At 67.5% G+C, this 24,804-nt stretch carries 19 protein-coding genes; 11 read left to right on the top strand and 8 right to left on the bottom strand.

Annotation, left to right across the window (positions count from 1 at the left end):
* Window positions 1-12: 12 nt before the first annotated feature.
* Window positions 13-1,434: a chloride channel protein gene (locus tag GGR64_RS01290; protein ID WP_184643457.1), complete on the top strand. Its 1,422-nt coding sequence runs from the start codon at window positions 13-15 to the stop codon at window positions 1,432-1,434.
* Window positions 1,435-1,630: 196 nt separating this feature from the next.
* Here the strand turns inward: GGR64_RS01290 and GGR64_RS01295 are convergent, their stop codons facing one another.
* Together GGR64_RS01295 and GGR64_RS01300 are read right to left on the bottom strand one after the other, a co-directional pair.
* Window positions 1,631-1,816 carry a 30S ribosomal protein THX gene (locus GGR64_RS01295; RefSeq protein ID WP_010343492.1) on the bottom strand — a complete coding sequence of 62 codons (186 nt, stop codon included), beginning with the start codon at window positions 1,814-1,816 and terminating at the stop codon, window positions 1,631-1,633.
* A gap of 111 nt (window positions 1,817-1,927) precedes the next feature.
* Entirely contained in the window at window positions 1,928-2,341 is a 414-nt protein-coding gene (locus GGR64_RS01300; protein WP_184643459.1) for a MerC domain-containing protein, read from the bottom strand.
* A 153-nt stretch (window positions 2,342-2,494) separates the two neighbouring features.
* Here GGR64_RS01300 and GGR64_RS01305 point away from each other — a divergent pair, with 153 nt between their 5' ends.
* Window positions 2,495-4,567, top strand: coding sequence for a TonB-dependent receptor (locus GGR64_RS01305; RefSeq protein WP_184643461.1), 2,073 nt, complete (start codon window positions 2,495-2,497; stop codon window positions 4,565-4,567).
* A gap of 132 nt (window positions 4,568-4,699) precedes the next feature.
* Here the strand turns inward: GGR64_RS01305 and GGR64_RS01310 are convergent, their stop codons facing one another.
* Together GGR64_RS01310 and GGR64_RS01315 are read right to left on the bottom strand one after the other, a co-directional pair.
* Complete coding sequence (locus GGR64_RS01310; protein WP_184643463.1) at window positions 4,700-5,854, bottom strand: hypothetical protein; 1,155 nt, start codon at window positions 5,852-5,854, stop codon at window positions 4,700-4,702.
* A 992-nt stretch (window positions 5,855-6,846) separates the two neighbouring features.
* Window positions 6,847-7,179 (bottom strand): SMR family transporter, encoded by a 333-nt coding sequence (locus GGR64_RS01315; protein WP_010343489.1) that lies wholly within the window; start codon window positions 7,177-7,179, stop codon window positions 6,847-6,849.
* A 448-nt stretch (window positions 7,180-7,627) separates the two neighbouring features.
* On the opposite strand from GGR64_RS01315, the gene GGR64_RS01320 reads away from it, so the two are divergent.
* The 4 genes from GGR64_RS01320 (at window position 7,628) to GGR64_RS01335 (ending at window position 14,411) form a co-directional block, all read left to right on the top strand.
* Entirely contained in the window at window positions 7,628-10,018 is a 2,391-nt protein-coding gene (locus GGR64_RS01320; protein ID WP_184643465.1) for a TonB-dependent receptor, read from the top strand.
* Window positions 10,019-10,371: 353 nt separating this feature from the next.
* The gene (locus GGR64_RS01325; protein ID WP_184643467.1) at window positions 10,372-11,205 is read left to right on the top strand and encodes a 2Fe-2S iron-sulfur cluster-binding protein; all 834 of its coding nucleotides are present in this window, start codon (window positions 10,372-10,374) and stop codon (window positions 11,203-11,205) included.
* Entirely contained in the window at window positions 11,192-12,193 is a 1,002-nt protein-coding gene (locus GGR64_RS01330; RefSeq protein ID WP_184643469.1) for a xanthine dehydrogenase family protein subunit M, read from the top strand. Before GGR64_RS01325 ends, GGR64_RS01330 begins: the two co-directional genes overlap by 14 nt.
* Before the next feature lie 22 nt (window positions 12,194-12,215).
* Window positions 12,216-14,411 (top strand): xanthine dehydrogenase family protein molybdopterin-binding subunit, encoded by a 2,196-nt coding sequence (locus GGR64_RS01335; RefSeq protein WP_184643471.1) that lies wholly within the window; start codon window positions 12,216-12,218, stop codon window positions 14,409-14,411.
* Between the two features lie 295 nt (window positions 14,412-14,706).
* On the opposite strand, the gene GGR64_RS01340 is transcribed toward GGR64_RS01335, so the two are convergent.
* The 3 genes from GGR64_RS01340 to GGR64_RS01350 form a co-directional block, all read right to left on the bottom strand.
* Window positions 14,707-15,312 (bottom strand): nucleotidyltransferase family protein, encoded by a 606-nt coding sequence (locus tag GGR64_RS01340; protein ID WP_184643473.1) that lies wholly within the window; start codon window positions 15,310-15,312, stop codon window positions 14,707-14,709.
* Complete coding sequence (locus GGR64_RS01345) at window positions 15,312-16,364, bottom strand: XdhC/CoxI family protein (RefSeq protein WP_184643476.1); 1,053 nt, start codon at window positions 16,362-16,364, stop codon at window positions 15,312-15,314. The genes GGR64_RS01340 and GGR64_RS01345 overlap by 1 nt, the downstream gene beginning before the upstream one ends.
* Before the next feature lie 240 nt (window positions 16,365-16,604).
* Window positions 16,605-17,681 (bottom strand): winged helix DNA-binding domain-containing protein, encoded by a 1,077-nt coding sequence (locus GGR64_RS01350; RefSeq protein ID WP_260302518.1) that lies wholly within the window; start codon window positions 17,679-17,681, stop codon window positions 16,605-16,607.
* Window positions 17,682-18,090: 409 nt separating this feature from the next.
* On the opposite strand from GGR64_RS01350, the gene GGR64_RS01355 reads away from it, so the two are divergent.
* The 5 genes from GGR64_RS01355 (at window position 18,091) to GGR64_RS01375 (ending at window position 23,501) form a co-directional block, all read left to right on the top strand.
* The gene (locus GGR64_RS01355; RefSeq protein WP_260302520.1) at window positions 18,091-18,846 is read left to right on the top strand and encodes a DUF2306 domain-containing protein; all 756 of its coding nucleotides are present in this window, start codon (window positions 18,091-18,093) and stop codon (window positions 18,844-18,846) included.
* 46 nt (window positions 18,847-18,892) lie between these two features.
* On the top strand, window positions 18,893-19,972 hold the full coding sequence (locus GGR64_RS01360; RefSeq protein WP_184643482.1) for a histidine kinase: 1,080 nt from the start codon (window positions 18,893-18,895) through the stop codon (window positions 19,970-19,972).
* Entirely contained in the window at window positions 19,969-20,748 is a 780-nt protein-coding gene (locus tag GGR64_RS01365) for a LytTR family DNA-binding domain-containing protein (RefSeq protein ID WP_184643484.1), read from the top strand. The genes GGR64_RS01360 and GGR64_RS01365 overlap by 4 nt, the downstream gene beginning before the upstream one ends.
* A gap of 409 nt (window positions 20,749-21,157) precedes the next feature.
* Window positions 21,158-22,900 carry a S8 family serine peptidase gene (locus GGR64_RS01370; protein ID WP_184643487.1) on the top strand — a complete coding sequence of 581 codons (1,743 nt, stop codon included), beginning with the start codon at window positions 21,158-21,160 and terminating at the stop codon, window positions 22,898-22,900.
* 1 nt (window position 22,901) lies between these two features.
* Window positions 22,902-23,501: a hypothetical protein gene (locus GGR64_RS01375; RefSeq protein ID WP_184643489.1), complete on the top strand. Its 600-nt coding sequence runs from the start codon at window positions 22,902-22,904 to the stop codon at window positions 23,499-23,501.
* 173 nt (window positions 23,502-23,674) lie between these two features.
* On the opposite strand, the gene GGR64_RS01380 is transcribed toward GGR64_RS01375, so the two are convergent.
* Complete coding sequence (locus GGR64_RS01380) at window positions 23,675-24,796, bottom strand: hypothetical protein (protein WP_184643491.1); 1,122 nt, start codon at window positions 24,794-24,796, stop codon at window positions 23,675-23,677.
* Window positions 24,797-24,804 lie beyond the last annotated feature (8 nt).

The following is a 24,804-nucleotide window of genomic DNA, read 5'->3' on the forward strand; positions in this document are numbered from 1 at the left end:
GACAATGGCCGCATGCACTCGCCCGACTCCGCGCAACCGCCGCGTCTGCGCCAACTGATCTCGCAAGAGAGCTGGAAACAGCGCGCCGTGCTGTGGGGCGGCGCGGTAGCGGTGGCGCTGGTCTCCATCGTCTTCGCCAAGGCCAGCGACGCCGCCTTCCACGTGTTCCAGCGCATCATCGGGCATTCGCCGTGGTGGGCGTTGCTGCTGACCCCGAGCGTCTTCGCCCTGCTCGCCTGGCTCACCAACGGCGCGCTGCGCCCTACCCGCGGCAGCGGCATTCCGCAGGTGATCGCCGCGCTGGAACGCCCCGACGACGGCTTCCGCCAGGCCAACCTGTCGCTGCGCGTGTCCGTGGGCAAGCTGATGCTGACCACCATGGCCTTGTTCGGCGGCGCCTCGATCGGCCGCGAAGGCCCGACCGTCCACGTCGGCGCCAGCCTGATGTACGTGTTCGGGCGCTGGTTCGGCTTCCGCGATGCGCGCCAGGCCAGCCATTTCCTGCTGGCCGGCGGCGCCGCCGGCATCGCCGCCGCGTTCAACACGCCCCTGGCGGGCGTGGTGTTCGCCATCGAGGAACTGAGCGGGCGCTTCGAGCACCACTTTTCCGGCACCCTGCTGACCGCGGTGATCGTCGGCGGCGTGATCTCGCTGGGCCTGCTCGGCGACTACACCTACTTCGGCCGGGTCGCCACCGCCGGTCTGCCGCTGGGCAAGGCGTGGCTGGCGATCCTGCTGTGCGGCGTGGTCGCCGGCCTGCTCGGCGGCGCTTTCGCGCGCATGGTGCTGCTGACCGTCGCCGGCAAGCCGCGCTGGCTGGGCGAGCTGCGTCGGCGCCAGCCGGTGCTGCTGGCCGCACTGTGCGGCCTGGCGCTGGTGCTGCTGGGCCTGATCTTCGGCACCGGCGCGTTCGGTACCGGCTACGAGCAGGCGCGCAGCCTGGTGCAGGGGCACGCCAGCGTCGGCCACGAGTTCGGCCTGATGAAGCTGCTGGCGAACCTGGTGTCCTACGTCGCCGGCATTCCCGGCGGCCTGTTCTCGCCGGCCTTGGCGGTCGGCGCCGGGCTCGGCCACAACCTGGCCGTGCTGATGCCGGGCGTGGACCCGCGCATCTTCGTGCTGCTGGGCATGTGCGCCTATCTCACCGGGGTGACCCAGGCGCCGCTGACCTCGGCGGTGATCTCGCTGGAACTCACCGACAGCAGCGACATGCTGCTGCCGATCCTGGCCACGGTACTGATCGCCCGCGGCGCCTCGGCGCTGGTCTGCCGCACGCCGATCTATCGCGGCCTGGCCGAGCTGTTGCTGGTGGCGCCGCCGCCGGCGCCCGCGCCGCCTGCCGAAGAGGAAGCGCCGATCTCGCTGGCCGCCGATCTGGCCGGCAGCGACCACGACGACCGCGACGACGGCCCCACCGCGCCACGTCCGCACTGAACGGCGGTTGGTCCTGCGCGCGGCGGCTCGCCCTGAGCGGCCGCGTGTCCTGAGCGGCAGCGCGATCGGGATGACGTTTCGCTCCGCCCAGCTCCACTGCAACGCGTCCACCCGCCTCATGGCACTGCCAGGCATGCACGCCAGGCATAAAAAAACGCGGCGCAAGCGCCGCGTTCTTCGTCAACCGGTGGCTGGCTCAGCCGGCCTTGGCGACCGTCTTCTTGGCCACGGCCTTCTTCACCGCCGGGGCCTTGACCACCGACTTCTTCGCGGCCGGCGCGGCAGCGCCCACGGCCACCTTGCTCACGCTGTGCGAGCGCGAATTGCCGTAGCTGGCGTTGTAGCGCTTGCCCTTGGCGGTCTTGCGGTCACCCTTACCCATGCTCATCGACTCCTGAATGTGTTTGCGAAAACCCCCGCGAGCTGCACGGGGTTTGGCGAGGCCAACGCGGTCAGCGCCCTCGCGCAAGGGCGGCAAGACTACCACGTGCGCTCAGTGGACGCAGCTTGCGTCGTGCACGTGGCCGTGGTTCAGGCGCAGGTTGAGCAGGTGGGCCAGCCCGACCAGGGTGCCGCCGAAGGTCATGATCGCCGCATGCGGCGCCACCGCGTGGTGCAACGCCGGCACCAGCAACCCGGCCCACAGCGACAGCAGGCCCAGCAGCAGCAATCCCAGCGCCTGCCACACGCGATGGCGGCGATAGCCGAGCACCAGGCTGAACAGGCCGAGGCACGTCACGAACAGCACCAGCGTGCGCTCCACGCCATCGCCCAGCCACATCGACAGGCCCAGCGACGGCAGCACCGCCAGCGCCAGCGGCAACACCGCGCAATGCACCGCGCACAGCAGCGAACCGGTGGCGCCGAGGCGGTCGAGCGCGGCGCGCAGATCGAACGGTGAGGACATGACGGTCGGCACGGTTGAAAGTGTTACGGAATAATATAACATTCGGCCGCCGGCGACCAGCGCGTCCCGCGCCCCTTTCTGGACTGTCCGCCGCGATTGCGCGGCGCCGGTCGCGCGCGCGTCGCCACGAACATCCCTCCGAATGGAATGCCCATGCCCTCTTCCCGCCCCGCCCTGCTCCGCCGCTCCACCCTGTCCCTGGCCCTGCTTGGCCTGTTGAGCCCGTCGCTGGCCCTGGCCGCCGACCCGACCACCACGACGACCGCCGCCGATGCCACGCCGCCGGCCAGCGACAGCCGCCACGGCGCAGGCCACACGCAGGACCGGCACGTGAAGGACATGGACCAGGTGGTGGTCACCGCCAGCCCGCTGCGCGATGCCGCCGGCGCACTGAGCCAGCCGGTGGACGTGCTGGCCGGCGAGCGCCTGGACGAGAACCGCGGCGCCAGCATCGGCGAGACCGTGGCCAACCTGCCGGGCGTGCAGAGTTCCAACTTCGGCCCCGGCGTGGGCCGGCCGATCATCCGCGGCCTCGACGGCCCGCGCGTGGCGGTGCTCAACGACGGCCTGTCCTCGCAGGACGTGTCCACGGTCAGCCAGGACCATTCGCCGGCGGTGGAACCGTTCCTGGCCGACCAGATCGAGGTGCTGAAGGGCCCGTCGACCCTGCTGTACGGCTCCGGCGCCATCGGCGGCGTGGTCAACGTGGTCGACGGGCGCATCGCCGAGACCCCGGTCGACGGCGTGCACGGCCGTGCCGAGGCGCGCTGGGAAGGCGGCGACAAGAGCGGCAACACCGACATGTTCCGGGTCGACGCCGGCAACGGCAGCGGCCTGTCGATCCATGCCGACGGCGTGTATCGGAATCTGAAGGACTACGACACGCCGCAGGGCCCGCAGCTCAATTCATTCGTCAAGTCCAAGGTCGGCTCGATCGGCAGTTCGCTGGCCGGCGACTGGGGCTTCGTCGGCGTGTCGGTCTCGCGCTTCCGCGACGACTACGGCAACCCGGGCGAACCCGGCGATCCGGCCGCCGGCGAGCGCGGCGTGTCGCTGCAGCTGCACCAGGACCGCTTCGAGCTCAAGGGCGCGCTGAACGACCCGTGGGGCGACGGCAGCGCGCTGCGCTACAGCTTCGGCCACACCGCCTACACCCACACCGAATTCGAAGGCGCGGAAGTGGGCACCAAGTTCGACAAGCGCGCCAACGAAGGCCGCGTGGAGGCCTCCTTTGGCCTAGGCGGCGGCTGGCAGACCGCGGTCGGCGTGCAGGGCAGCGATTCGACCTTCCAGGCGGTCGGCGAAGAGGCCTTCGTGCCGAAGACCGACACCCGCGCCATCGGCGTGTTCGCACTCGCGCGCAACAGCTGGGACCGCGTGCAGGCGGAGCTCGGCGCGCGCGTGGACAAGACCAAGTACGAGACCGACACCGGCGTGGACCGCGACTTCACTCCGAAGAGCCTGTCGCTGAGCGGCGGGTTCCGCTTCAACGAACAGTGGCGCCTGACCGCCAACCTCGACCACGCCGAGCGCGCCCCGGCGGAGGAAGAGCTGTTCGCCAACGGCCCGCACATCGCCACCCTCGCCTACGAGATCGGCAACCCCGATCTGAAGACCGAAAAGGCCAACCAGGCCGAATTGGGCCTGATCTTCAAGAACGACTGGGTCGACGCCAAGGTGGCCGGTTACTACAACCGCTACGACGACTTCATCTACATCGTCGACACCGGCGGCCAGTGGTACCACGAGGAGGACAACGACTTCCTGCCGATCCGCCAGTGGACTCAGGCCGATGCGATCTTCCACGGCTTCGAGGGCGAGGCCACCTTCCACCTGGCCAACAACGACAGCGGCGCCTGGGACCTGCGCGTGTTCGGCGACACCGTGCGTGCGCGGCTGAAGGACGGCGGCAACCTGCCGCGCATCGCGCCGGCGCGCTATGGCGCCCAGCTGCGCTGGGACGCCAGCCACTGGCGCGCCGCACTGGGCGCCACCCGCTACCAGAAGCAGGACAAGGTGGCGGTCAACGAGACCCCGACCGCCGGCTACACCCTGGTCGATGCGCACCTGGCCTATCACGTCGATACCGGCAGCACCGCCTGGGAAGTGTTCCTGGACGGCAACAACCTGACCAACCAGGACGCGCGCGTGCACACCTCGTTCCTCAAGGACGACGTCATGCTGCCCGGCCGCAGCGCCTCGTTCGGCGTGCGCCTGTTCTTCTGATCGGGCAGGTTCGCTGCAGCGTGACGAGGCCGCCTCCGGGCGGCCTCTTTTTTGGCTAATCGCCATGAGGCGCACTTACCCTCTCCGGCCAAGGCAACTTTGTCTAGGGCTCGGAAGGAAATGAGAGCCGGTTCAAGAATTGAGTTCGGCCAGCAAAAGGAGTGTCGTCTCCTGCCGTGGCCCACCATATTGGCAAAGACAACCAAGGGTATTCATTGATCGAAACGGTTCCGTTAGAAACGGCAGAACACGCCCCGCAATACGGTCAAGCTCTGCAATCTTCCAAGGATCTTGGCTGGGCGGCACAAGCTGATGAAGGTAGTTATTTCGCATCGTGTTCGCCTCAAACATCATCGAGACGAATTCCTTAAATTCCGCACCTCGCAAATCAGGCTCTGTTTCGGCCGAAACTATTTTACTTATCAATTCAAGGTTCTTCCGTTGCCCCTGCTTTTGGACCTTACCTTCAGCGATGGGATCAATCGCGACGGCAAAGGCAAGATAATGCTCAACCACAACTTCAAAGGCTGCGTTCGCGAGAACCAAAGCCTCCATTGCGAACCCCGATTGGAAAAGCCGCTGAACCCGCGAAGAAACAAATTGAAAATTGACGACTTTACGGCGCTGCTCATTGGACACGATTGCCAACGCCGCTCTTCCTTCCCAACGCCCTTGCACCTTAAACGAATTATCACCTTGGTGCTTAAATTGCCAAAGTCTTATCGAGCCGTCGCCATGTCGCGCAAAGGTGAGATGGGCGCGTAACAGCGCATCCTCCGTCACGTGCCCAGGAACGTTGCCTCCATATTCGAGCGCGAACGCTTGAAGCGCGACATTGGCGGTGTCGGCCAAGGCGTAAGTCAGGTAACTAGGAGCCATTTGGATCAGCCAATCGATTGATGGCCCCCTTGATTTACTTCTACCTGAGCGCGTCAAATGCTGCTCTAACTGATCATTTACAAAGGGTGCAATCCGTTCGTCGATGCGCGCAAGTTCACCTCTAAAAATCTTTAATAAATTCGCTACAGAAATCTCGACTTCGATCATGGCTGCATTGAGGTATTTTAGCAAAACCGGATGCTCGGGCGGCTCAGCTCCCAATGCTTCGCAGACCAGGGGAAATACATCACCCGCTTCGGCCGGCAGGTTTTGAAGCCTTACTTGCAAAGCCACTGGATCACTGTCAGGATTGGCCCGATACTCAAATGATCTCTCTAGCCGACCTGCTAGATGCTGCCAACCTCGATCCAGAACGACGCAAAAAATAAGGCTATTGATCTTCGACATACTCTCGTCGATTCCTCTCGGCTCCTCGACCTGACAAATTCCAGATTCGATCGCAGAGCGAAGTAGTTGGAACAAACGGTTCTGAAAGTCGTGAGGAATAAAGCCACACTCACAGTCATATCCGGTAAGGCGTCCTTCGGAAGAATAGACCTTTCTGGCCCACGTGATACGAGGCTCTAGCTCTTCGCAGAGATTGTTTGCAATTCTTTCACGCAAAGCCCGAAAATGCCGATTACCTTCGTCGCAAGGAATCCAGCAATTATTGGCATGATAAGAGATATGCAATCCGCGCCAATTATAGACTTTGGTCGCGATAAACACATTCGAACATTCCATATCCGAGCTTGCTTGAGACATGCGCGTTCACCCCCCTTTTTTCTTGTGAGTTCGATCAAGGACGGCGCGCACCGGACCGTGCTGTCACGGCAGCTTTCCGGCTTCGTCCATCCATAACGCAGCAAGTCCGCACTCGCCCCGAATCAGACAGTGTCGCGACTGAAGCTAATATCTTTTTTTAGCGCAAAGCGGTCAAATGCGAGCTTTCCCAAATGAATAAAATTCCTTTTGGGACGGCAGCCAGGCCATGCAAATCAAGGCTTTCCGGCAAAATTCACTATGTTTCAATTGGACAACGGAGCGGTAGTTTTCCGCGTCATTTCGCCCTCGACTGAACCGCACCCGGATACGACTTCTTTTTCTCTTCCACACGCCCCCCTGCAATCCTTGTTTTCCCACGGAAAGCTTCGCCGTCAGGCTCAGAATTCTCCCGCATGCGAGCCATCACACACGTGGCTGCCCCGCTAGCCGGTGGGATCAGCATACAGCGACGACGGGACAGTGCCATCGGAGCCCACCAACAGCAGACTTCAGTCGTCGATCGCCGTTCTCACACCGCCTTTCTCAGACAGGCCAGAACGGTCTTTGTTTGCATAACCCCACCGTATCTCAGCACCTATCGGATTTCCTCGGGCAAGTGTGCCCTCGTGGCGTGGCTAATGCGGCGCGCTGCGCGAAAACACGTTGATCACCACCACGCCGGCGACGATCAGCGCCATGCCGACGATCGCCGGCGGATCCAGCGCCTGGCCGAACCGCCACCACGCCAGCAGCGAGATCAGCACGATGCCGATGCCCGACCAGAGCGCATAGGCCACGCCTACCGGCACGCTGCGCAGGGTCAGCGACAGCAGATAGAAGGCGATGCCATAGCCGCACAGCGCCAGCAGCGTCGGCCACAGCCGGGTGAAGCCCTCGCTGGCCTTCAAGGCCGAGGTCGCGACCACCTCGGCCAGGATCGCCACCAGCAGGAACAGCCAGTTCTTCATTGCAGGACACTCTTGGAAACCATGCGCGCCACGATAGCAACTGGGGGCGTGGCGGCGATGGCAATGGCGATGGGCGCTATCGCAGATGTACTCGCGCAGCAGCCCGCTTTGTGCCGTTTTTAGGCCATCGGCCGCGACAGGTATCCAGGAACCGCCTCTGTCGCGGCTGCGTTCCTCATGCGCAGCCACGCCTGACCAAACGAAGCAACGCCGCACTGCGCACCGCATGCCGTACGTTGCAGGGCAATGGCGGCCTGGCTGGGCAACCTGTCACGCAAACGAGGCATGTACCGCGCTGCACAACGGTCAGACCGCCCGGCGGCGTTACAAAGAGCACCGCGCGTTACCCCTGTCTCGCGCCGTACCGGCCGATGCGTCGCGGCCGCGCACTGTACGTGCGTGCCGCCTGCCGGCCGACTGTTCCGGATGAAGAAAGGAGAGATTCTTCATGCAACTTGCACCGCTTCGCCATCTGCTGCCCCTATCCGTCGCCGCCGCCCTGCTCGCACCACCCGCGCAGGCACAGACCGCCGACGCGCCCGCTGCGCCTGCAGCGCAACCCGACGCCACCACCCTGGATACCGTCGTGGTCAGCGGCACCGCGCGCTTCAAGGGCCTGCGCAAGCGCGACGCGAGCTTCTCGATCACCACCGCCACGCCCGAACAGATCCAGCAAGCGGTGCCACAGAGCAGCGCCGACCTGCTGAAGATCGTGCCCGGCGTGTGGGCCGAGCCCAGCGGCGGCGGCACCGGCGCCAACATCTTCGTGCGCGGCATGCCCTCCGAAGGCGATGCGCCGTTCGTCACCTTCCAGCTCGATGGCGCGCCGCTGTTCCCGCCGCCGACCCTGTCGTTCCTGGAGAACTCCACGCTGTTCCGTACCGACGACACCATCGAACGCATGGAGGTGCTGCGCGGCGGTCCCAGCCCGATCTTCTCCAACGGCCAGGCCGGCATCACGGTGAATTTCATCCAGAAAAAGGGCCAGGACGAGCCGGAAGGCAGCGTGCGCGTCACCGGCGGCAGCGACGCCCTGCGCCGCATCGATCTGTTCGACAGCGGACCGATGGGCAACGGCTGGTACTACAGCGTCGGCGGTTTCTTTCGCGAGACCGACGGCGTGCGCGACCCGCAGTTCCCCGCCGACAAGGGCGGCCAGTTCAGCGCGACCCTGAGCAAGCGCTGGGACAGCGGCGAACTGTCGTTCTATGCGCGCCACACCGACGACAACAACGCCTTCTACACCGCGATCCCGTTGCTGTCGCGCAACAACGGCAACGACCTGTCCAGCTTTCCCGGGCTCAACGCGCAGCGCGGCACGCTGCTGAGCAATGACTTCCGCAACGTCACCCTGCCGGTCGGCCCGAACGGTGAGACCATCCAGCGCGATCTGGGCGACGGCCGCGGCGTCAACATCGACGTGTTCGGTGGCGAACTGAACTGGCAGCTGGGCGACTGGACCGTCGCCGACCGCTTCAACGTGATGGGCGGCACCGCGCCGACCTATGCGTTGTTCACCGGCGACGCGCCGCAGCGGCTGGGCGACTTCGTCGCCGGCTACGGCAGCCCCGGCAGCGCGCGCTATACCAATGGCGGTGGCGCGGTCGACCAGAACCAGCAGGTGCTGGAAGCCGGCTGGTGGTCGGTGGACAAGCGCCTGAATTCCTTCACCAACGACCTGCGCCTGAGCCGCGCGTTGTTCGCCGGCAACACGCTCACCGTGGGCAGCTACTACGCCAGGTACACCTCCAACGACACCTGGTACCTCGGCAACACCATGCTGCTGACCGCGCAGAACCACGCGCGGCGCATCGACGTGACCCTGGACGACGGCCGCCAGCCCACCCGTGACGGCTTCACCAGCACCGCCTTCCTGGCCCTGCGCGCGCACTACAGGGGCGAGAACGCCGCGGTGTTCGTCGCCGACGAATGGGAGCTGGACGAGCGCCTGCGCCTGGACCTGGGCGTGCGCTACGAGCGCCAGCGCGTCACCGGCACCGTACACGACACCGCCACCGTGGACCTGGACGGCAACCCGGCCACGCTCTACGACAATGCCACCTCGATCTCGCTGCCGAGCGCACGGCGCATCGACCAGGACGACAACGCGCTGTCGTGGACCGCCGGTCTGAACTTCAAGCTCGACGCGCACAACAGCGTCTTCGCGCGGGTCAATTCCGGAGTCAAGTTTCCCGGCTTCGACAACCTGCGCGACGGGCAGACCAAGGTGCAGGACATCAGGCAGTACGAACTGGGATTGAAGTCCGGCGCGACCAACTACGATCTGTACCTGACCGGGTTCTACAACACCTTCAAGAATTCGCCGTTCCAGGCCTTCCTGGCCAACGGCACCAACTTCACCACGGTCGGCGATTCGCGCGCCTATGGCCTGGAGGTGGAAGGCGCGATCCGCCCGTTCGGCGGTTTCGAACTGGCCGGCACCGGGGTGTGGCTGGATGCGAAGTACCGCAACTACCGCGAATACACCGGCAACCAGGTCATGCGCCAGCCCAAGCGGCAGTTCCGGCTGACCCCGAGCTACTACTGGATGCTGCCGTTCGGCGACCTGCGCGTGTTCGCGACCTATTCCTACATCGGCGAACGCTACGCCGACCTGGCCAACAGCCAGCGTCTGCCGTCCTACGACATGCTCGACGTCGGCGCCAGCCTGCACAGCGGCGAGCACTGGGAGTTCACCGCCAGCGGCAGCAACGTGACCGACACGCTGGGCCTGACCGAGGGCAATGTGCGCGTACCTGGTGCGGCCACCGGGGGCGTGTTCATGGGCCGCCCGATCGCCGGTCGCCAGTATCAGCTGTCGGTGGCGTACCGCTGGTAGCGCCTGCGCGACTGCAGACGCACGCGCTGCAATCGCCAAGGTTTCGTCGCGCGCATCGGCCGCGACAGGCGCGATCCGTCGTCTGTCGCGGCGGCCGCTGCTGCTGCAGATGCGCCCACGACGCGCACTCGTGCAGTTGCGGCCACGAGGATCGGCCCGAACGCATCAGTGCCTCGACACCCTTCCTTCGCGTTCCCTTCGCAATCCCTTCGCGGGATCGCCGCGATGCTGGCGACCGGGTTCGGATGCGTGCCCGTTCGTCGGCGCCACCATGGCGGTGCCGCTACCCAGGTCGACTCGCTCCATGCTGCGCCTGCGCGCGCACGGCGGCGGTCCCCAGGCAGGAGAGACCGATGCAGCATGACCCCCACCGTTCCGAAGCCGCGTCCGGCGGCGCCGGCAGCGCGCCCGATACCCCGCTGAGCGAGGACGAGGCCGCGCTCGCGCGCCGGCTCGGCATCAACGGCCTCTCGCGCCGCGAATTCATCGCCCTGCTCTCGGCCGCCGGCCTGAGCAGTGCCGGCGGCCAGATCCTCTTCAGCGACGCCGCGTTCGCCGCACCGGTTGCCAAGACCGCACCGCCGCAGAACGCCTTGCCCGTGGTCCTGGAGGTCAACGGCCAGCGCCACGCGCTGCAGTTGGACCCACGCACCACGCTGCTGGACGCGCTGCGCGAACATCTGGCGCTGACCGGCACCAAGAAGGGCTGCGACCACGGCCAGTGCGGTGCCTGCACGGTGATCGTCGACGGCGAACGCCGCCTCTCCTGCCTGACCCTGGCCGCACAAGCCGAAGACACGCAGATCACCACCATCGAGGGCCTGGCCGACGGCGAGCAGTTGCATCCGATGCAGGCCGCGTTCGTGCAGCACGACGGGTTCCAGTGCGGCTACTGCACGCCGGGGCAGATCTGCTCGGCCGTGGCGCTGTTGAACGAGATCAAGCGCGGCGACGCCAGCCATGTCAGCGCCGACGTCAGTCGGCCGGTCACCGAGCTCAGCGACGCCGAGGTGCGCGAGCGCATGAGCGGCAACATCTGCCGCTGCGGCGCCTACCCGAAGATCGTCGCCGCCATCCAGGACGTGCACAGCGGCGGCGCGCCGCGGCCGCTGACATGGCGCTATGTCGACCAGTCCGAGCTGACTGCCCTGAAGATGGCGAAGGAGGTGGCCGATGACGCCGTTTAAGTACCAGCGCGCGACCACGCCGGAGGACGCGGTGCGCCGTGTCGCCGCCAATCCGAACGCGCGGTTCCTCGGCGGCGGCACCAATCTGCTCGATCTGATGAAGGAAGGGGTGACCGGCGCCGACGAGATCGTCGACCTGACCTGGCTCAAGGGCCTGGCCGAGATCGCCGAAACCGCCGACGGCGGACTGCGTCTGGGCGCGCTCGCCAACAATACGCAGACCGCCAACCATCCCTTGGTGCGCCAACGCTATCCGTTGCTGAGCCAGGCGATCCTGGCCGGGGCCACGATGCAACTGCGCAACATGGCCAGCAATGGCGGCAACCTGCTGCAACGCACGCGTTGCGGCTACTTCTACGACACCGCCCTGCCCTGCAACAAGCGCGAACCCGGCAGCGGTTGCGGCGCGCGCGAGGGACTCAACCGTACCCACGCGATCTTCGGCCACAGCCCACACTGCGTGGCGGTGCACCCGTCGGACATGTGCGTGGCGCTGGCCGCGCTGGACGCGACGGTGCACGTACGCACGCCCGCCGGCGCACATCGCGAGATCCCATTCGCCGAGTTCCACCTGTTGCCCGACGCACGCGCCGACCTGGACAACCAGTTGGCGCACGGCGAACTGATCGAGTCGATCACGCTGCCGGCGCAGAGCTTCGCCGCGCACAGCCACTACCTGAAGGTGCGCGACCGGGCCAGCTACGCGTTCGCGCTGGTGTCGGTGGCCGCGGCGCTGGCGCTGGAACCGGACGGACGCATTCGCGAAGCGCGCATCGCCATGGGCGGGGTAGCGCACAAACCCTGGCGCGCGCGCGCCGCTGAACGTTCGCTGGTCGGGCAGCATGTCGGTGAAGCTGCCTTCGCCGCCGCTGCGCAGGCCGAGATGGCCGCGGCGCGGCCGCTGGCGCACAACGCCTACAAGATCCCGATGGGCACGCACGCGATGATCCGCGCCCTGCACCGCGCCAGCGGCAGTGACGCCGCGTGAGCGGCCAACCGGAGAACCGGCAATGAACTACATCGGCAAGGAAATGCGCCGCGTCGACGGCTACGCCAAGGTCACCGGCAAGGCGCGTTACGCCGCGGAGTTCCAGATCCCGCATCTGGTGCACGGCTACATCCTCACCAGCACCATCGCCAAGGGCCGCATCGTGCGCATCGACACCCGCGCCGCCGGAGCCGCGCCCGGCGTGATCAAGGTGCTGACCCACCTCAATGCGATCAAGCCGGTGTCCGATGCGGTCAAGAAGAAGGGCGAAGACCTGTCGTTCCGCGCCCTGGTCGACGACCGCATCCATTTCAATGCGCAGCCGATCGCGGTGGTGGTGGCCACGACCTTCGAACAGGCGCGGCACGCATCGCGGCTGATCCAGGTGGACTACGCCGTCGAGACCGCGCATACCGATTTCGACGCGTTGCTCGACCAGGCGCACGATCCGACCCCCGAGGAATCGCCGAAGCCGCGCGGCAACCCGGCCGCAGCGTTCGCCGCCGCGCCGGTGAAGCTGGAGGCCGCGTACACCATGCCGGTCGAGCACCACAACCCGATGGAGCCGCACGGCGGCATCGGCTACTGGATCGGCGATACCCTGACCGTGGTCAACAAGAGCCAGAACGTCTACCAGGACCGCGAACAGCTGGCCGGCTACTTCGGCATTCCGGTGGACAAGGTCAACGTCGTGTCGCTGTTCGTCGGCGGCGCGTTCGGCTCGTGCCTGCGCCCGAACTACTACACCTTCCTGCTCGGCGCGGTGTCCAAGGCGGTCGGCCTGCCGGTGAAAATCGTCTACACCCGGCGGCAGATGTTCAGCGGCCACGGCTACCGCCCCTACTACCGCGTGGAACTGGGCCTGGGCGCCGACGCCGCCGGCACGCTGCAGGCAATCCGCTACCGGCACGTGCTCAACACCTCGCGCATCGAGGCGTTCAACGAGGCGATCTTCCGCAATGCGCGTTCGCTGTATGCCTGCCCCAACGTGGAGGATCGCTTCGAGGTGGTGGAGACCGACCTGCCGACGCCGCAGGCGATGCGCGCGCCCGGCACCATCAGCCAGATGTTCGGCATCGAGTGCGCCATGGACGAACTGGCCTATGCGCTGAAGATGGACCCCTTGCAACTGCGCTTGGCCAACTATGCCGAGACCGACCCGGAAACCGGCAAACCGTTCTCGAGCAAGGCGCTGCGCGAATGCTACGCGCTCGCCGCCGAGACCTTCGGCTGGAGCAAGCGCACGCCCGAACCGCGCTCGATGCGCGATGGCCGCCTGCTGGTCGGCTGGGGCATGGCCACCGGCACCTGGGCGGCGATGCAGATGCCGGCGCTGGCGCGAGTCGTGCTGAAAGCCGACGGCAGTGCCCGGGTCGGCAGTGCCACGGCCGATATCGGCCCCGGCACCTACACGGTGATGACCTTGATCGCCGCCGAGTATCTGGGCATCGATGCCAAACGCGTGCAGTTCGAACTCGGCGACACGCGTCTACCCAAGGCGCCCGCGCAGGGCGGCTCGTGGACCACCGCCAGCGTCGGCAGCGCGATCCACGGCGCGGCGCGCGAGATCCGCGGCAAGCTGCTGGAACTGGCGCGGCAGGATGGGCAGGCGGCGTTCAGCGGGCTGGACGTGGATGCAGTGGAACTGGTCGATGGCCAGCTGCGGCCGACCGGCAAGCCCGAGGCCGGCCTGGAGGTCGCCAAGCTGATGCGCCAGCACGGCCTGCAGGAACTGGAGGTGGTGCACGAATCCAAGCCCTCGGCCGAGCGCAAAAAATACGCGACCGCCGCGCATGGTGCGCAGTTCATCGAGGTCAAGGTCGATCCGGATACCGGCATGGTGCAGGTGACGCGGGTCATCGAAGCCACCGCCTGCGGCAAGATCATGAATCCGCTGACCTCGCACAGCCAGGAAATCGGCGGCGTGGTGATGGGCATCGGCATGGCGCTGAGCGAAGGCACCGAGATCGACCATCGCTACGGGCGCATGCTCAACGCCTCGCTGGCCGACTATCACGTGCCGGTCAACGCCGACGTGCACGAGATCCAGACCATGTTCGTCGAAGAGGACGACACGATCGTCAACCCGCTCGGGGTCAAGGGCATGGGCGAGCTGGGCATGGTCGGCATTCCCGCGGCCATCGCCAACGCCGTGTTCCACGCCACCGGCAAGCGTATCCGCGATTTGCCGATCACCCCTGACAAGTTGATCGGCTGAGCGTAGTCACCCTTGCTGCGCCGCGCTCCATTAATGCACTTTGCCGCGCGTCCCTCCCCTTGTAGGAGCGGCTTCAGCCGCGATAGGCGTCACCGGTAATACCTGTCGCGGCTGAAGCCGCTCCTACAGCAGGCTTTCGTCGTCATTAGATAAGCCCTTTCCGTCCTGACGAGCGAGGCAAAACATCATTCCAACGTCGACCGCCGCCTGACGGGAACTTCTGCTCGCTTCAATCCGGCCATCGCGTAGCAAGCTCTGCAGGATTTGCCGCAACGCCCCCGCCCAACGGCAACCGCTACGGATCCAGCCATCCCCGCGCCACCGCCGCCTGCACGTCCTCCGGCGTGTCCAGATCCAACGCCAGTGCAGGTGCGACGATGCAGCCGAGGCTGTCCGGGGCCAGCGTCGCGAACAGCGCGCGCAAGCCCTGATCGCCGCCCAACGGCAGCGTGCGCCAGCGCTGCTGCGCCACGACAGCCGGCATGCCGCGCACGCCGGCGTAGGCGCTGACCGCGCAACCGGACGCCGCCCGCGCGGCCGCCGCCAGCAGGTCCTGCAGATGCGCCGCCGATAGCGCCGGCTGGTCGCAGCCGAGCACCAGGCTATGGGTGATCGATGCATCGTCGCGTACCGCCGCACGCAGGCAGTCGAGGCTGCCGCCCATGCCGGTGGACCAGTCCGGATTGTGCACACATTCCACCGGCAATCCCTCCAGCAGCGGGCGCAGCGCCTCGGCCTGCGCGCCCAGCACCACCACGCAGCGCGCCGGCGCCGTGGACAAGGCCAGTCGCACGACCTTGCGCAGCAGCGGCTCGCCGTCGCTGGTCAGCGTCTGCTTGGGGCGGCCGAGGCGGCGGCTGGCGCCCGCGGCCAGGATCAGCGCCGCATGTGCCTGTGTCATCACCCGCCGCCCTCGGCCAGCCGTCGCGGTGCCGCCGCCAGCGCATCGCGATGCGATCGCCGCGGCCTGTCGCTCGCCTGCGCGACCGTGCTCAGCCGCGGCGGGGCCGCCCGGCTGGCCTGCAATTGCGCGGCGATGCTGAGCGCGATCGCCTCCGCGCCGCTGCCTCCCAGGCGCAGCCCGATCGGCGAATGCAGGCGCGGCGACAGCTGCGCGCGTTGCGTGGGGCTCAGCAAACGGAACAGGTCCTCGCGCCGCCGCACCGGTCCCAGCAGGCCGAGGAACGGGATCGCACTGCCGGCCAGCGCATCCAGCGCTTCGCGATCCAGTTCGAAATTGTGGTGCATCACCAGCGCCGCATCGCTACCGGCACAGTCGGCCAGGGCGCGTGTCGGCGTGCACGCCAGGGCGCAGTCGGCCAGCGCTCCCAACGCAGACCAGCGCGGCCGCTGCTCGACCAGGGTGGTCATCCAGCCCAACTGACGCAGCAAGGGCAGCAACAACGTGGTTTCCGGGCCGGCGCCGAAGACGCTGACTCTCGGCGGTGGCGGCACATGCACCTCGCCGACGCGCGGCGGCGCCGCAGACACCGTGCGCCAGGGCAACCGCCATTGCAACGCCTGCTCGGCCACGCGGGCGGCGATGCCACCGTCGGCATCCAGCGCCAGGGTCAATCCACCGCGCCCCTGCAGCCAGACCTGGGCCAGCCCATCGAAACCGGGCAAGGCGAGCAGCGGCAACAAGGCCAGGTGCAGGCGCCCCCGGCAACCGGCGGACGAACCAGACAGCAGGTCTTCGTCCTCGCGCGTATCGATCTCCATCCATGCCGGCGTGCAGGAGGCGGCGGCCTCCGCGGCACACCGCGCGATCTCCGGCTCCAGGCAACCGCCGCTGAGCCAACCCTGCTGCGCACCATCCGGACCGAACAAGGCCATCGCCCCGGCGTGCGCGTAGGTGGAGCCTTCGCGGGCCATCGCCACGGCCAGCACGGCAGGCGTGCCGCGGCGGCAGGCGTCGAGGGCTTGATGGAGACAGTGTCGGGCAGCGGACATGCGGCGGCACAGGCGAAAGGGGGAAGCCCGAGCCTAAGCGGCGGCCTGTGGTCGCGAGGTGACCCTGGCTGTCGTTCGGTAGGTGTCGGGTTTGCGGCGACGGCAGCGCAAGGTCGGCGTCAACCGCCGCACCCATGCGATCGGCGATGCGCGGCGCGATCTCACAGCCGGCGCTGCGCTGCGGATACCGGTGCCGCCGACCTTGCGCCGTCCGCACGACGCCCCCGCGGCGATTAGCCGCTAGCGAAGATGGAAGCGTTCGAAGCGCTGCAGCGCCGCGTCGATCGTCGCCTGCAGCGCTGGCCGCCGCGGTTCCAGCCAGGTCCATTGCTGGATCAGCAGGCGACCGGCGCGCCGGTCCATCTTCAGGTCGAGCGCAGCGACGATGCGGTCACCGACCAGCACCGGCAGCGCGAAGTAGCCCAGCACCCGCTGCGGCGCCGGCACGTAGGCCTCGAAACGATGGCTGTAGCCGAAGAACTGCTGCAGCCGCTTGCGCTGGATCACCAGCGGATCGAACGGCGACAGCAAGTGCGCCCGCATCGGATCGGGCGGCGGCGGCGTGCTGTCCAGCACCTCCGGCTCGGCCCACAAGGCGACGCCCTCCTGGCCCTGCAGATGCACCGGGCGCAGGCGCTTGCGCGCCACTTCCGCGGCGATCAACGCACGCACCGCCGGTTTGGCGGCGGTCTCGCCATAGCAGACCGAATCCACGCCGACGATGGCCTGCGCGCGCAGCGCACGCTGCAGCAGGTAACGCGCGTACTGCGCGTCGCTGACCACACGCGGCCGCTGCCGCCAGCCGAAATGCCGCGCGGCCAGTTCGTAGGTCTTGAGCATGCCGCTGCGCTGGCTGATCACCAGGTCGCCGCTGAAGAAACCGTACTGCAACGCAGCCCGCGACGGCTTGCGGCTGCCCCACGGATGGGTCTTCTCGACCAGCACCTCATCGTCGATGTCGCGGATCGACAACGGCCCCTCGCTGCGGATGCGCCGCAGCAAGCGCGCGTAGTCCTGCGCATCCACCGTGCCCCTGGCGTCGGCCTGTGCGCGTCGACGCGCCATCTGCGCCACGTACATGCGGTAGTCGGCGACCGGCACGTAGGCCAGGGCATGCGTCCAGTACTCGAACAGCGACTTGTCCTGCGACTGCGCCTGCTCCAGGTCCTGCTCGCGGTACTCGGGAATGCGCGTAAACAGCACGTGGTGGTGGCTACGCGCGATCACGTGGATGGTGTCGATCTGCACATAGCCCAGGTGCGCAGTGGCCTGCCGCACCGCCTCCGCACCACACCCGAACGGCGCCGGGGTGGTCAAGCGCTGCGCGTGCAGCCACAGTGCACGCGCCCTGTGGGGCGCGAGCGGGACAGAAGCGATGGGAGTGCGCATCGAACGGCCTTCCTCGTAACGCGACAGCGCCCATGAGGATAGCAACCCGGATTGCGCAACGCGGCGTACAGGGCATCCGTCGCGGCGCGTTTGGTCGGCGTGCGCCGCACTTCATCCGCCATGGCCGCCACCGGTCCGATCGCCCAGGCAAGGCCGCGATGGTCTGTCGACACTGCGTGCCACCGCCACCGCCACCGCCGCGCACGCCGCCATGACCTCGATCGCCTCCATACCGCCCCGCCCCGCTCCCACTGCGCCCCGCCTGGCGACACCGCCGCGGCCGCACGCCGGGCAAGCCTGGGCGCCGCGACTCCTGCGTGGGGCGGCGGCGCTGTGGATGAGCATCGCCATCGGCGGTCAGCTCGCCTTCGCCGCCTACGTCGCCGGCTTCTACGGACGCACCGCATTGGCCGGCACTCCCGAGCGCTGGAACCAGGTCATGGCACGCGGCCATGTCGCCGGCGACAGCGTGTTCAATGCGGTGCTGGCGCTGCATCTGGGCCTGGCAGTGGCGATCGTGCTCGGGGGCGCTGCGCAACTGCTGCCGGCGTTGCGGCGCCGGCGCCCGGCCGTGCACCGCTGGAACGGGCGCGTCTACCTGGTCAGTGCCGTCGTCCTCAGTCTCGGTGGGCTGGCGATGATCTGGATTCGCGGCGGCGTCGCCGGCGATCTGGGACAGCATCTGGGCACCAGCGCCAATGCGGTACTGATCCTGCTGTGCGTGGCCATGGCCTGGCGCCATGCCCGACGCGGCCAGTGGCCGGCGCATCGACGCTGGGCGCTACGCCTGTTCCTGGCGGTCAGCGGCGTGTGGTTCTTCCGGATCGGGTTGATGGGCTGGCTGGCCGTGAACCAGGCGCCGGTCGGTTTCGATCCGGACCGTTTCGTCGGGCCGACGCTGACCGCGCTGGCGTTCGCGCAGGCATTGCTGCCGCTGGCCGTCCTGGAACTGTATCTGCGTGCGCTCGACAGCCGCCGCAGCGGCCCGCAGTGGCTGGCGGCGGTGGTGCTCGCTGCGATGAGCGCGGCCACCCTGGTCGGCACCCTCGCCGCGGTCGCGGGGATGTGGTGGCCGGTGCTGCGGCAAGCCTGAGCGCGGCCACCGCGCCGAATGCCCGCGCTCCGGTATGCTCGCGGCCATGTCGCCTCCGTCCCCGCTCCCCGCACCGCCGCGCGCACCCGCGCTGCTGGCCTGGGCGCGCATCGTGCCGGTGTTCCTGGTCTCCGGCGCGCTCGGCCTACTGATGAGCCTGAGCTGGGACAGTCCCCTGCCCGTCCTGGTCCGCAGCCTCATGCTGGGCGCGGCCGCACTGGGTGCTTACACGCTGTTCGAGCGCTGGCCGCCACGGCTGCCGCGCTGGCTGGCGCGCTGGGCGCTGCAGGTGTTCGGCGTCGCACTGGCGATCCCGACGACGACCCTGCTGATCTACCTGGGCTCCACTCAAGCCGGTGCGCCGCCGTTCTGGCAGGACTCGGATCGGCTGGCCGGCTTCGCCACATTGACCATCGTCGGCGTGCTGATCGCGCCATGGATGGCCCTGGCCGCCCTGGTCCGGCAAAAGGATGCCCTGGCCCGACATCAGGCGCTGGCGTTCGCGCTGGAGCGCAGCGAACTGGAGCGCGAGGCGCTGGACGCGCGCCTGCAGCTGTTGCAGCGCCAGGTCGCCCCGCATTTTCTGTTCAACACCCTGGCCAACGTGCAGGCGCTGATCGATGTCGGTTCGCCGCGGGCCGCGGAGCTGATGCGCAGCCTGATCGCCTACCTGCACGCCGCGGTGCCGCGCCTGCACGACGCCACCAGCACGCTGGGCGACGAACTGGCGCTGGCCCGCGCCTACCTGGAGCTGATGCACATGCGCATGCCCGACCGGCTGCGCTATGCGATCGACGCCGAGGACGCGGTGCAGGAGGTGCGCTGCCCGACCCTCGCCGTGCTGACCCTGGTCGAGAACGCGGTCAAGCATGGCATCGATCCATCCGAGGAAGGCGGCAGCATCGCCATTCGCGCCTGGCGCAGCGGCGAGCGCTGTCATCTGCGGGTGGAGGACAGCGGGGCCGGAGAGGACGACGGCCGCGGCGGGCTGGGCACCGGCCTGCGCACCTTGCGCGACCGCCTCGCGCTTGGCTTCGGCGATACGGCACAGCTGCAGTTGCGTCCACGCCTGCCGCACGGCACCTGCGCCGATCTCAGCCTGCCGATGACGGTACCGCCCCGATGATCCCGCCCACCGCGCTGATCGCCGACGATGAACCGCTGCTGCGCGAGGCCTTGCGGCGTCAGCTTGCCCGCCTGTGGCCCGAGTTGCGGATCGTCGCCGAGGCACGCAACGGCCGCGAGGCGGTGCGCCTGTTCGAGGAACACGCGCCGCAGATCTGCCTGCTCGACATCCAGATGCCAGGTCTGTCCGGCGTGCAGGCCGCGCAGCAGATCGGCCGGCGCGCGCACCTGGTGTTCGTCACCGCCTACACCGACTACGCGGTGCAGGCCTTTGCCGAAGGCGCGCTCGACTATCTGGTCAAGCCGGTGCAGGACGCACGCCTGGCCGATACCGTCGCTCGGCTGCAACAGCGCCTGCAGGCCGCGCAACCGGCGGCCGACCTCACCGAGCACCTGCTGCGCCTGGCGGAACGGCTGCGCCCGCCCGAGCGCCCCGCCCCGCTGCGCTGGTTGCAGGCGCAGAGCGGCGGCACCGTGCGCCTGATCGCGGTGGAGGCCATCGACTACCTGCGCTCGGACAGCAAGTACACCAGCGTGGCCTGGCGCGACCCGGACGGACAGGCATGCACCTCGATCGTGGCCACGCCGCTCAAGGACCTGGCGGCACAACTGGATCCGGACGACTTCCAGCAGGTGCACCGCGCGGTGGTGGTCAACCGCCGCGCGATCCTGCATGTAGTGCGTGGCGACAACGAGACCGCGCAGATCCACCTGCGCGGCCGCAAGGAGACGTTGCCGGTCAGCCGCAGCTATCTGCCGTTGTTCCGGGCGATGTAGCGGTGTCTTCGACCCAGCCCCACGCCGCAGTTGATGGCGAGCGTGCCTGCATGCCGCTCGCGCAACCGTGGCGGCCCATCCGTTGCCCGGGCCGCGCGGCCGTCGATGCGCTGGAGCAATTCGTAAACGCCTTGCCCACGCCGGCAGCGCGTTTCGGCTGAAATCCCGCGCCAAAGCGCGGCGATCCGCACAGTACCGAAACACATGCGAACCACGTCATTTTCGCGGCGTGCGTTGCGCTTGCGACGGAAATCCGGATGGGGGTAGCTTGCGCCGCGCTTGGCGACCGACCGCAACCGACCCGATGGCGAACGCCCCGCAGGCAACGCATGGATCTGCACTGCGCAGGCGATGCCTGGCATGCGTGGCAAGCGCTATCGACTGTCCCCCCAACCCCTGGATCCGCCACATGACATCTCCCTGCACACGACCGGTCACTGTCCTGCTGTCGGCCCTCGCGCTCGGCATGGCCGCAGGCAATAGCGCGGCCGCCGCAAGCGCCGCCGACGATCCGCTGTTCCGCTATCAGTGGTACCTGCACAACCAGGGCCAGGCGGTCATCGGCGACACGCTTCCCACCGCGGGCGTCGACCTGGATGTGGATGTCCTGCATGAACTCCACATCCGCGGTGCAGGCGCCAAGATCGGCGTGATCGATGGCGGGTTGGACATCCGCCACGAAGACCTTGCCGCCAATATCCTGCCCAACGGCTCGCACAATTTCCTCGACGGTTCGCACGACCCCAAGCCGAGCGACGTCGACGACGCGCACGGCACGGCGGTGGCCGGCATCGCCGCCGCGGTGGGCTGGAACGGCAAAGGCGGACGCGGCGTCGCCCCGCAAGCATCGCTAGCCGGCTTCAACTACCTGCAGTCGGACCAGAGCGACGACAAGCTCCGCTATGCATGGGGCAATGGCGCCGACGCCAGGAACCTGGACATCTTCAACAACAGCTGGGGCATCGTCTCCAATTTCTATCCCAACGTCTCGGTCGAAGATCAATACGCCTGGGAGAAACTCATGCGCGCCGGGCGCAACGGCAAGGGCGCCATCTACGTCAAGGCGGCCGGCAACGACTTCGACAGCTTCATCTACGCGGACGCACAGGGCGCTCTGGCCGATCATTGCCCGGATCTGCCCAAGCGCTACAACGTCGCCTGCAGCCTGGCCAACGTCGATCCGAAGAACGATCTGATCACCACCATCGTGGTCGGCGCCGTGAATGCACGAGGCGTGCGCAGCTCGTACTCGTCGCCCGGCTCGGCGGTCTGGGTCAGCGGCTTCGGCGGCGAATACGGGCAGCAGAAGCGCTACCAGCAGTCCCGGTCGGCGGCGACCGCCAGCGACCCCCTCTACGACCCGGCGATCGTGACCACCGACCTCAGCGGCTGCGCCGCCGGGTACAACCGCGACGGGGTGCCGGTGGAGAACGCGTTGGACGGCAGCAAGTCACCGATCGACGCTTCGTGCAACTACACCGGGCTCATGAACGGCACGTCCTCGGCCACGCCGACGGTGTCAGGGGTGACGGCGTTGATGCTCGGCGTGAATCCGCAACTGACCTGGCGCGACGTGAAATACATCCTGGCCACGACCGCGCAACAGATCGACAGCGGGCAGCCGAAAGCGCTCTACAACGGCAGCGTGATCGATCCCGGCTGGATCACCAACGCCGCCGGCCATCGCTTCAGCAATTGGTACGGCTTCGGGCTGGTGGATGCAGCCGCGGCCGTGGAAGCGGCCACGCACTTCACAACGCTACCGCCGCTGCGGGACACCGACTACCAGGTCTACAGCGGTGCGGCCAGCACCATCGGCGGTGTCGCATCGCCAGCCAGGCTGACCGTCCACATCACACAACAGATGAAAGTCGAGGCGGCGCAACTGTACTTCGACGGCACCCACAAGGATCCCAGCCGTCTGCGCGTGGTGCTGATCTCCCCGCATGGCACCCGCAGCTACGTGATGACCCCGTTCTCGGCCTTGAACAAGGACGTCTACACCCAGGGCATGTCGATCCCGCTGACCGCCAGCAATGCCTTCCTGGACGAGGATGCGGCCGGACCCTGGACGCTGGAGGTCGCCGACATGCTCGACGCGCATGGCAAGGAACAACTGCAGCACTTCGAACTCCGCGTGGTGGGACACTGACATGAAGACCAATACGCTCTTTCTTTTCGCCGTGCTCGCACTGACCGTGGCCGCGCCGGCCTCAGCACAGTACGCGGATGCCCAGGCACTGCACCAGGCAGCAAACGGCGCGCGCTTCCAGATCGGCCGCAGCACCTATCGCCTGCTGCCCGATGCCACGGTGCGCACAGCGCCGCAGATGACAGGCGCCGGCACGCAACGCGCCCAGGTCGCTGCCGCCGATGGCGGCGGCACCGTCGCCGCCCGCATCGGACCGTATGCCATCGTGCTCGGCGGCAACGCCCGCGCCGGCACCGCAGCGGCTGCCCAGTCCCGCGCTGCGGACGCGCCCGCGCTGCGCGCCGCGATCGACGAACGCAGCGGTCAGCCGGTGGTGGTCACCGGCAAGCTCAAGCTGTTCGGCACCACGCCGGACGTGGCCCGGGCACTGGCGCGCCGCAGCGGCGGCAGCCTGGTGTATGCCTCGGAGGTCGATGGCAGCGCCATGATCGACTACGGCTCGGCCGACGCGGCAATGGCGGCGTCCAGGCAACTCCAGGGAGCACCGGGCACGCGCGAGGTCTCCATGGACATCGTGCAGGGCTTCAACCGCGCATTGTGAGGTACATGCGCGCCGCCCAGCCATGCTGGGCGGCCGCATGCAGAAGACGGTCGCGCCCTGCGCCGCCAGGCCTTCGTTGACCGGCCGGGCGGGAAACACCGCCCACCTTGGCCGGAGAGCGCTGCGGCGTGCGCCTCCCCTGCCGCATGACCGCACACCGCAACGACACGTCACTACGGGCAGGACGTACCCGCATTGCGGTGATAGCAGGCATTGCCGACCGCAATCCATCCCGCTCCGAGCTGGGTCGCATCCTGCGCGCTCATGTTGCAGGTGTACTGGGTCAGCGTGCCCGCCGCGCTGCAGAAGGTGCCGCCCGGCCAGGTCCTGACGCTGGGGTCGTACCAGATCGTGGTGCTGATGGTCTTGCCCTGGGTGACATGGCCCATGTACACCGAGGTCAACGTCCAGTGGCTCGGATCGCGGTCCAGGTCGATGGCATTGCCCTGCTTGTCGCGCACCGGTTTGGTGTGCCCCTTGCCGATGACCTGTAGCAGCCTGGGCAGGAAATCGACGTCGTTGGAGGTCGCCGTACCGGCAAGGTTCCACTGCCCGCCCATGTTGCGGATGTCGTCGTCCAGGCAGAAGTCCAGACTCTGCGTGTCTTCGTACCCGTGCGGGCACCACGGCGTGGACGGATCCTGCGACGGGGTTGCACCGGTATGGCCCAGGTCGATCTGATAGAACAGGGTCTGCCCCTGCGTATTGCCGAGGATGAAACTGAAGGCATAGCCGGTGCCGCTGGGCGCCGTGCCGCCGCAGCGGACATCGTCCTCGTAGGTCCTGCTCAACCCGACGCGTACACGGATGGCGCCGAGGCTGGACAGCGGCGCGCTGGGCGTGAAGCCCAGCAGGGCGTTACTGCCCCAGAACCTCGGATCGGCAGTCACCAGGAACAAGTCCTTCTCGCCATCGTACGGATTCGGATTGCCCGGATCCGAGCCGGCGCACTTGTTGTCGGCCTGCGCCAGTTCGTAGGCGTTGGCGTGGCCGGCGTAGACCGGGTAGTACTTCACACGCGCACGCACACTCTCGGCTTGCCAGCCCTGCGCCGAACCGCCGACGACCGGCTGCAAGGTATCCGAACTGTTGGGATTGGCGCCCCATTGCGCCAGGGCATACGCGGTGGGCTGCTGCGGCCCGGACGTCCCGAGGATCTTGCCGTTGTCGTCGTTGAAGATCAGCGACGCGGGCAGCGGTTGCATGAGTTCGGTGGGGGGATCGGCCAGCGCCGGCGCGATCGGCACCAGCGTCGATGAGAACAACCAGCACAGCACGCGCACGTTCTTGTCCATGTGCATCC

Source organism: Xanthomonas sp. 3307 (assembly GCF_014199735.1).
In the GTDB taxonomy this organism is placed as follows: Bacteria; Pseudomonadota; Gammaproteobacteria; order Xanthomonadales; family Xanthomonadaceae; genus Xanthomonas_A; species Xanthomonas_A rydalmerensis.

What these genes read in the sequence shown, in the direction of transcription:
- GGR64_RS01380 (WP_184643491.1), bottom strand. Translation starts at nt 24,796, where the DNA reads ATGGACAAGAACGTGCGCGTGCTGTGCTGGTTGTTCTCATCGACGCTG.
- GGR64_RS01290 (WP_184643457.1), top strand. Translation starts at nt 13, where the DNA reads ATGCACTCGCCCGACTCCGCGCAACCGCCGCGTCTGCGCCAACTGATC.
- GGR64_RS01305 (WP_184643461.1), top strand. Translation starts at nt 2,495, where the DNA reads ATGCCCTCTTCCCGCCCCGCCCTGCTCCGCCGCTCCACCCTGTCCCTG.
- GGR64_RS01330 (WP_184643469.1), top strand. Translation starts at nt 11,192, where the DNA reads ATGACGCCGTTTAAGTACCAGCGCGCGACCACGCCGGAGGACGCGGTG.
- GGR64_RS01315 (WP_010343489.1), bottom strand. Translation starts at nt 7,179, where the DNA reads ATGAAGAACTGGCTGTTCCTGCTGGTGGCGATCCTGGCCGAGGTGGTC.
- GGR64_RS01325 (WP_184643467.1), top strand. Translation starts at nt 10,372, where the DNA reads ATGCAGCATGACCCCCACCGTTCCGAAGCCGCGTCCGGCGGCGCCGGC.
- GGR64_RS01375 (WP_184643489.1), top strand. Translation starts at nt 22,902, where the DNA reads ATGAAGACCAATACGCTCTTTCTTTTCGCCGTGCTCGCACTGACCGTG.
- GGR64_RS01295 (WP_010343492.1), bottom strand. Translation starts at nt 1,816, where the DNA reads ATGGGTAAGGGTGACCGCAAGACCGCCAAGGGCAAGCGCTACAACGCC.
- GGR64_RS01320 (WP_184643465.1), top strand. Translation starts at nt 7,628, where the DNA reads ATGCAACTTGCACCGCTTCGCCATCTGCTGCCCCTATCCGTCGCCGCC.
- GGR64_RS01370 (WP_184643487.1), top strand. Translation starts at nt 21,158, where the DNA reads ATGACATCTCCCTGCACACGACCGGTCACTGTCCTGCTGTCGGCCCTC.
- GGR64_RS01365 (WP_184643484.1), top strand. Translation starts at nt 19,969, where the DNA reads ATGATCCCGCCCACCGCGCTGATCGCCGACGATGAACCGCTGCTGCGC.
- GGR64_RS01345 (WP_184643476.1), bottom strand. Translation starts at nt 16,364, where the DNA reads ATGTCCGCTGCCCGACACTGTCTCCATCAAGCCCTCGACGCCTGCCGC.
- GGR64_RS01335 (WP_184643471.1), top strand. Translation starts at nt 12,216, where the DNA reads ATGAACTACATCGGCAAGGAAATGCGCCGCGTCGACGGCTACGCCAAG.
- GGR64_RS01300 (WP_184643459.1), bottom strand. Translation starts at nt 2,341, where the DNA reads ATGTCCTCACCGTTCGATCTGCGCGCCGCGCTCGACCGCCTCGGCGCC.
- GGR64_RS01360 (WP_184643482.1), top strand. Translation starts at nt 18,893, where the DNA reads ATGTCGCCTCCGTCCCCGCTCCCCGCACCGCCGCGCGCACCCGCGCTG.
- GGR64_RS01310 (WP_184643463.1), bottom strand. Translation starts at nt 5,854, where the DNA reads ATGTCGAAGATCAATAGCCTTATTTTTTGCGTCGTTCTGGATCGAGGT.
- GGR64_RS01355 (WP_260302520.1), top strand. Translation starts at nt 18,091, where the DNA reads ATGAGCATCGCCATCGGCGGTCAGCTCGCCTTCGCCGCCTACGTCGCC.
- GGR64_RS01340 (WP_184643473.1), bottom strand. Translation starts at nt 15,312, where the DNA reads ATGACACAGGCACATGCGGCGCTGATCCTGGCCGCGGGCGCCAGCCGC.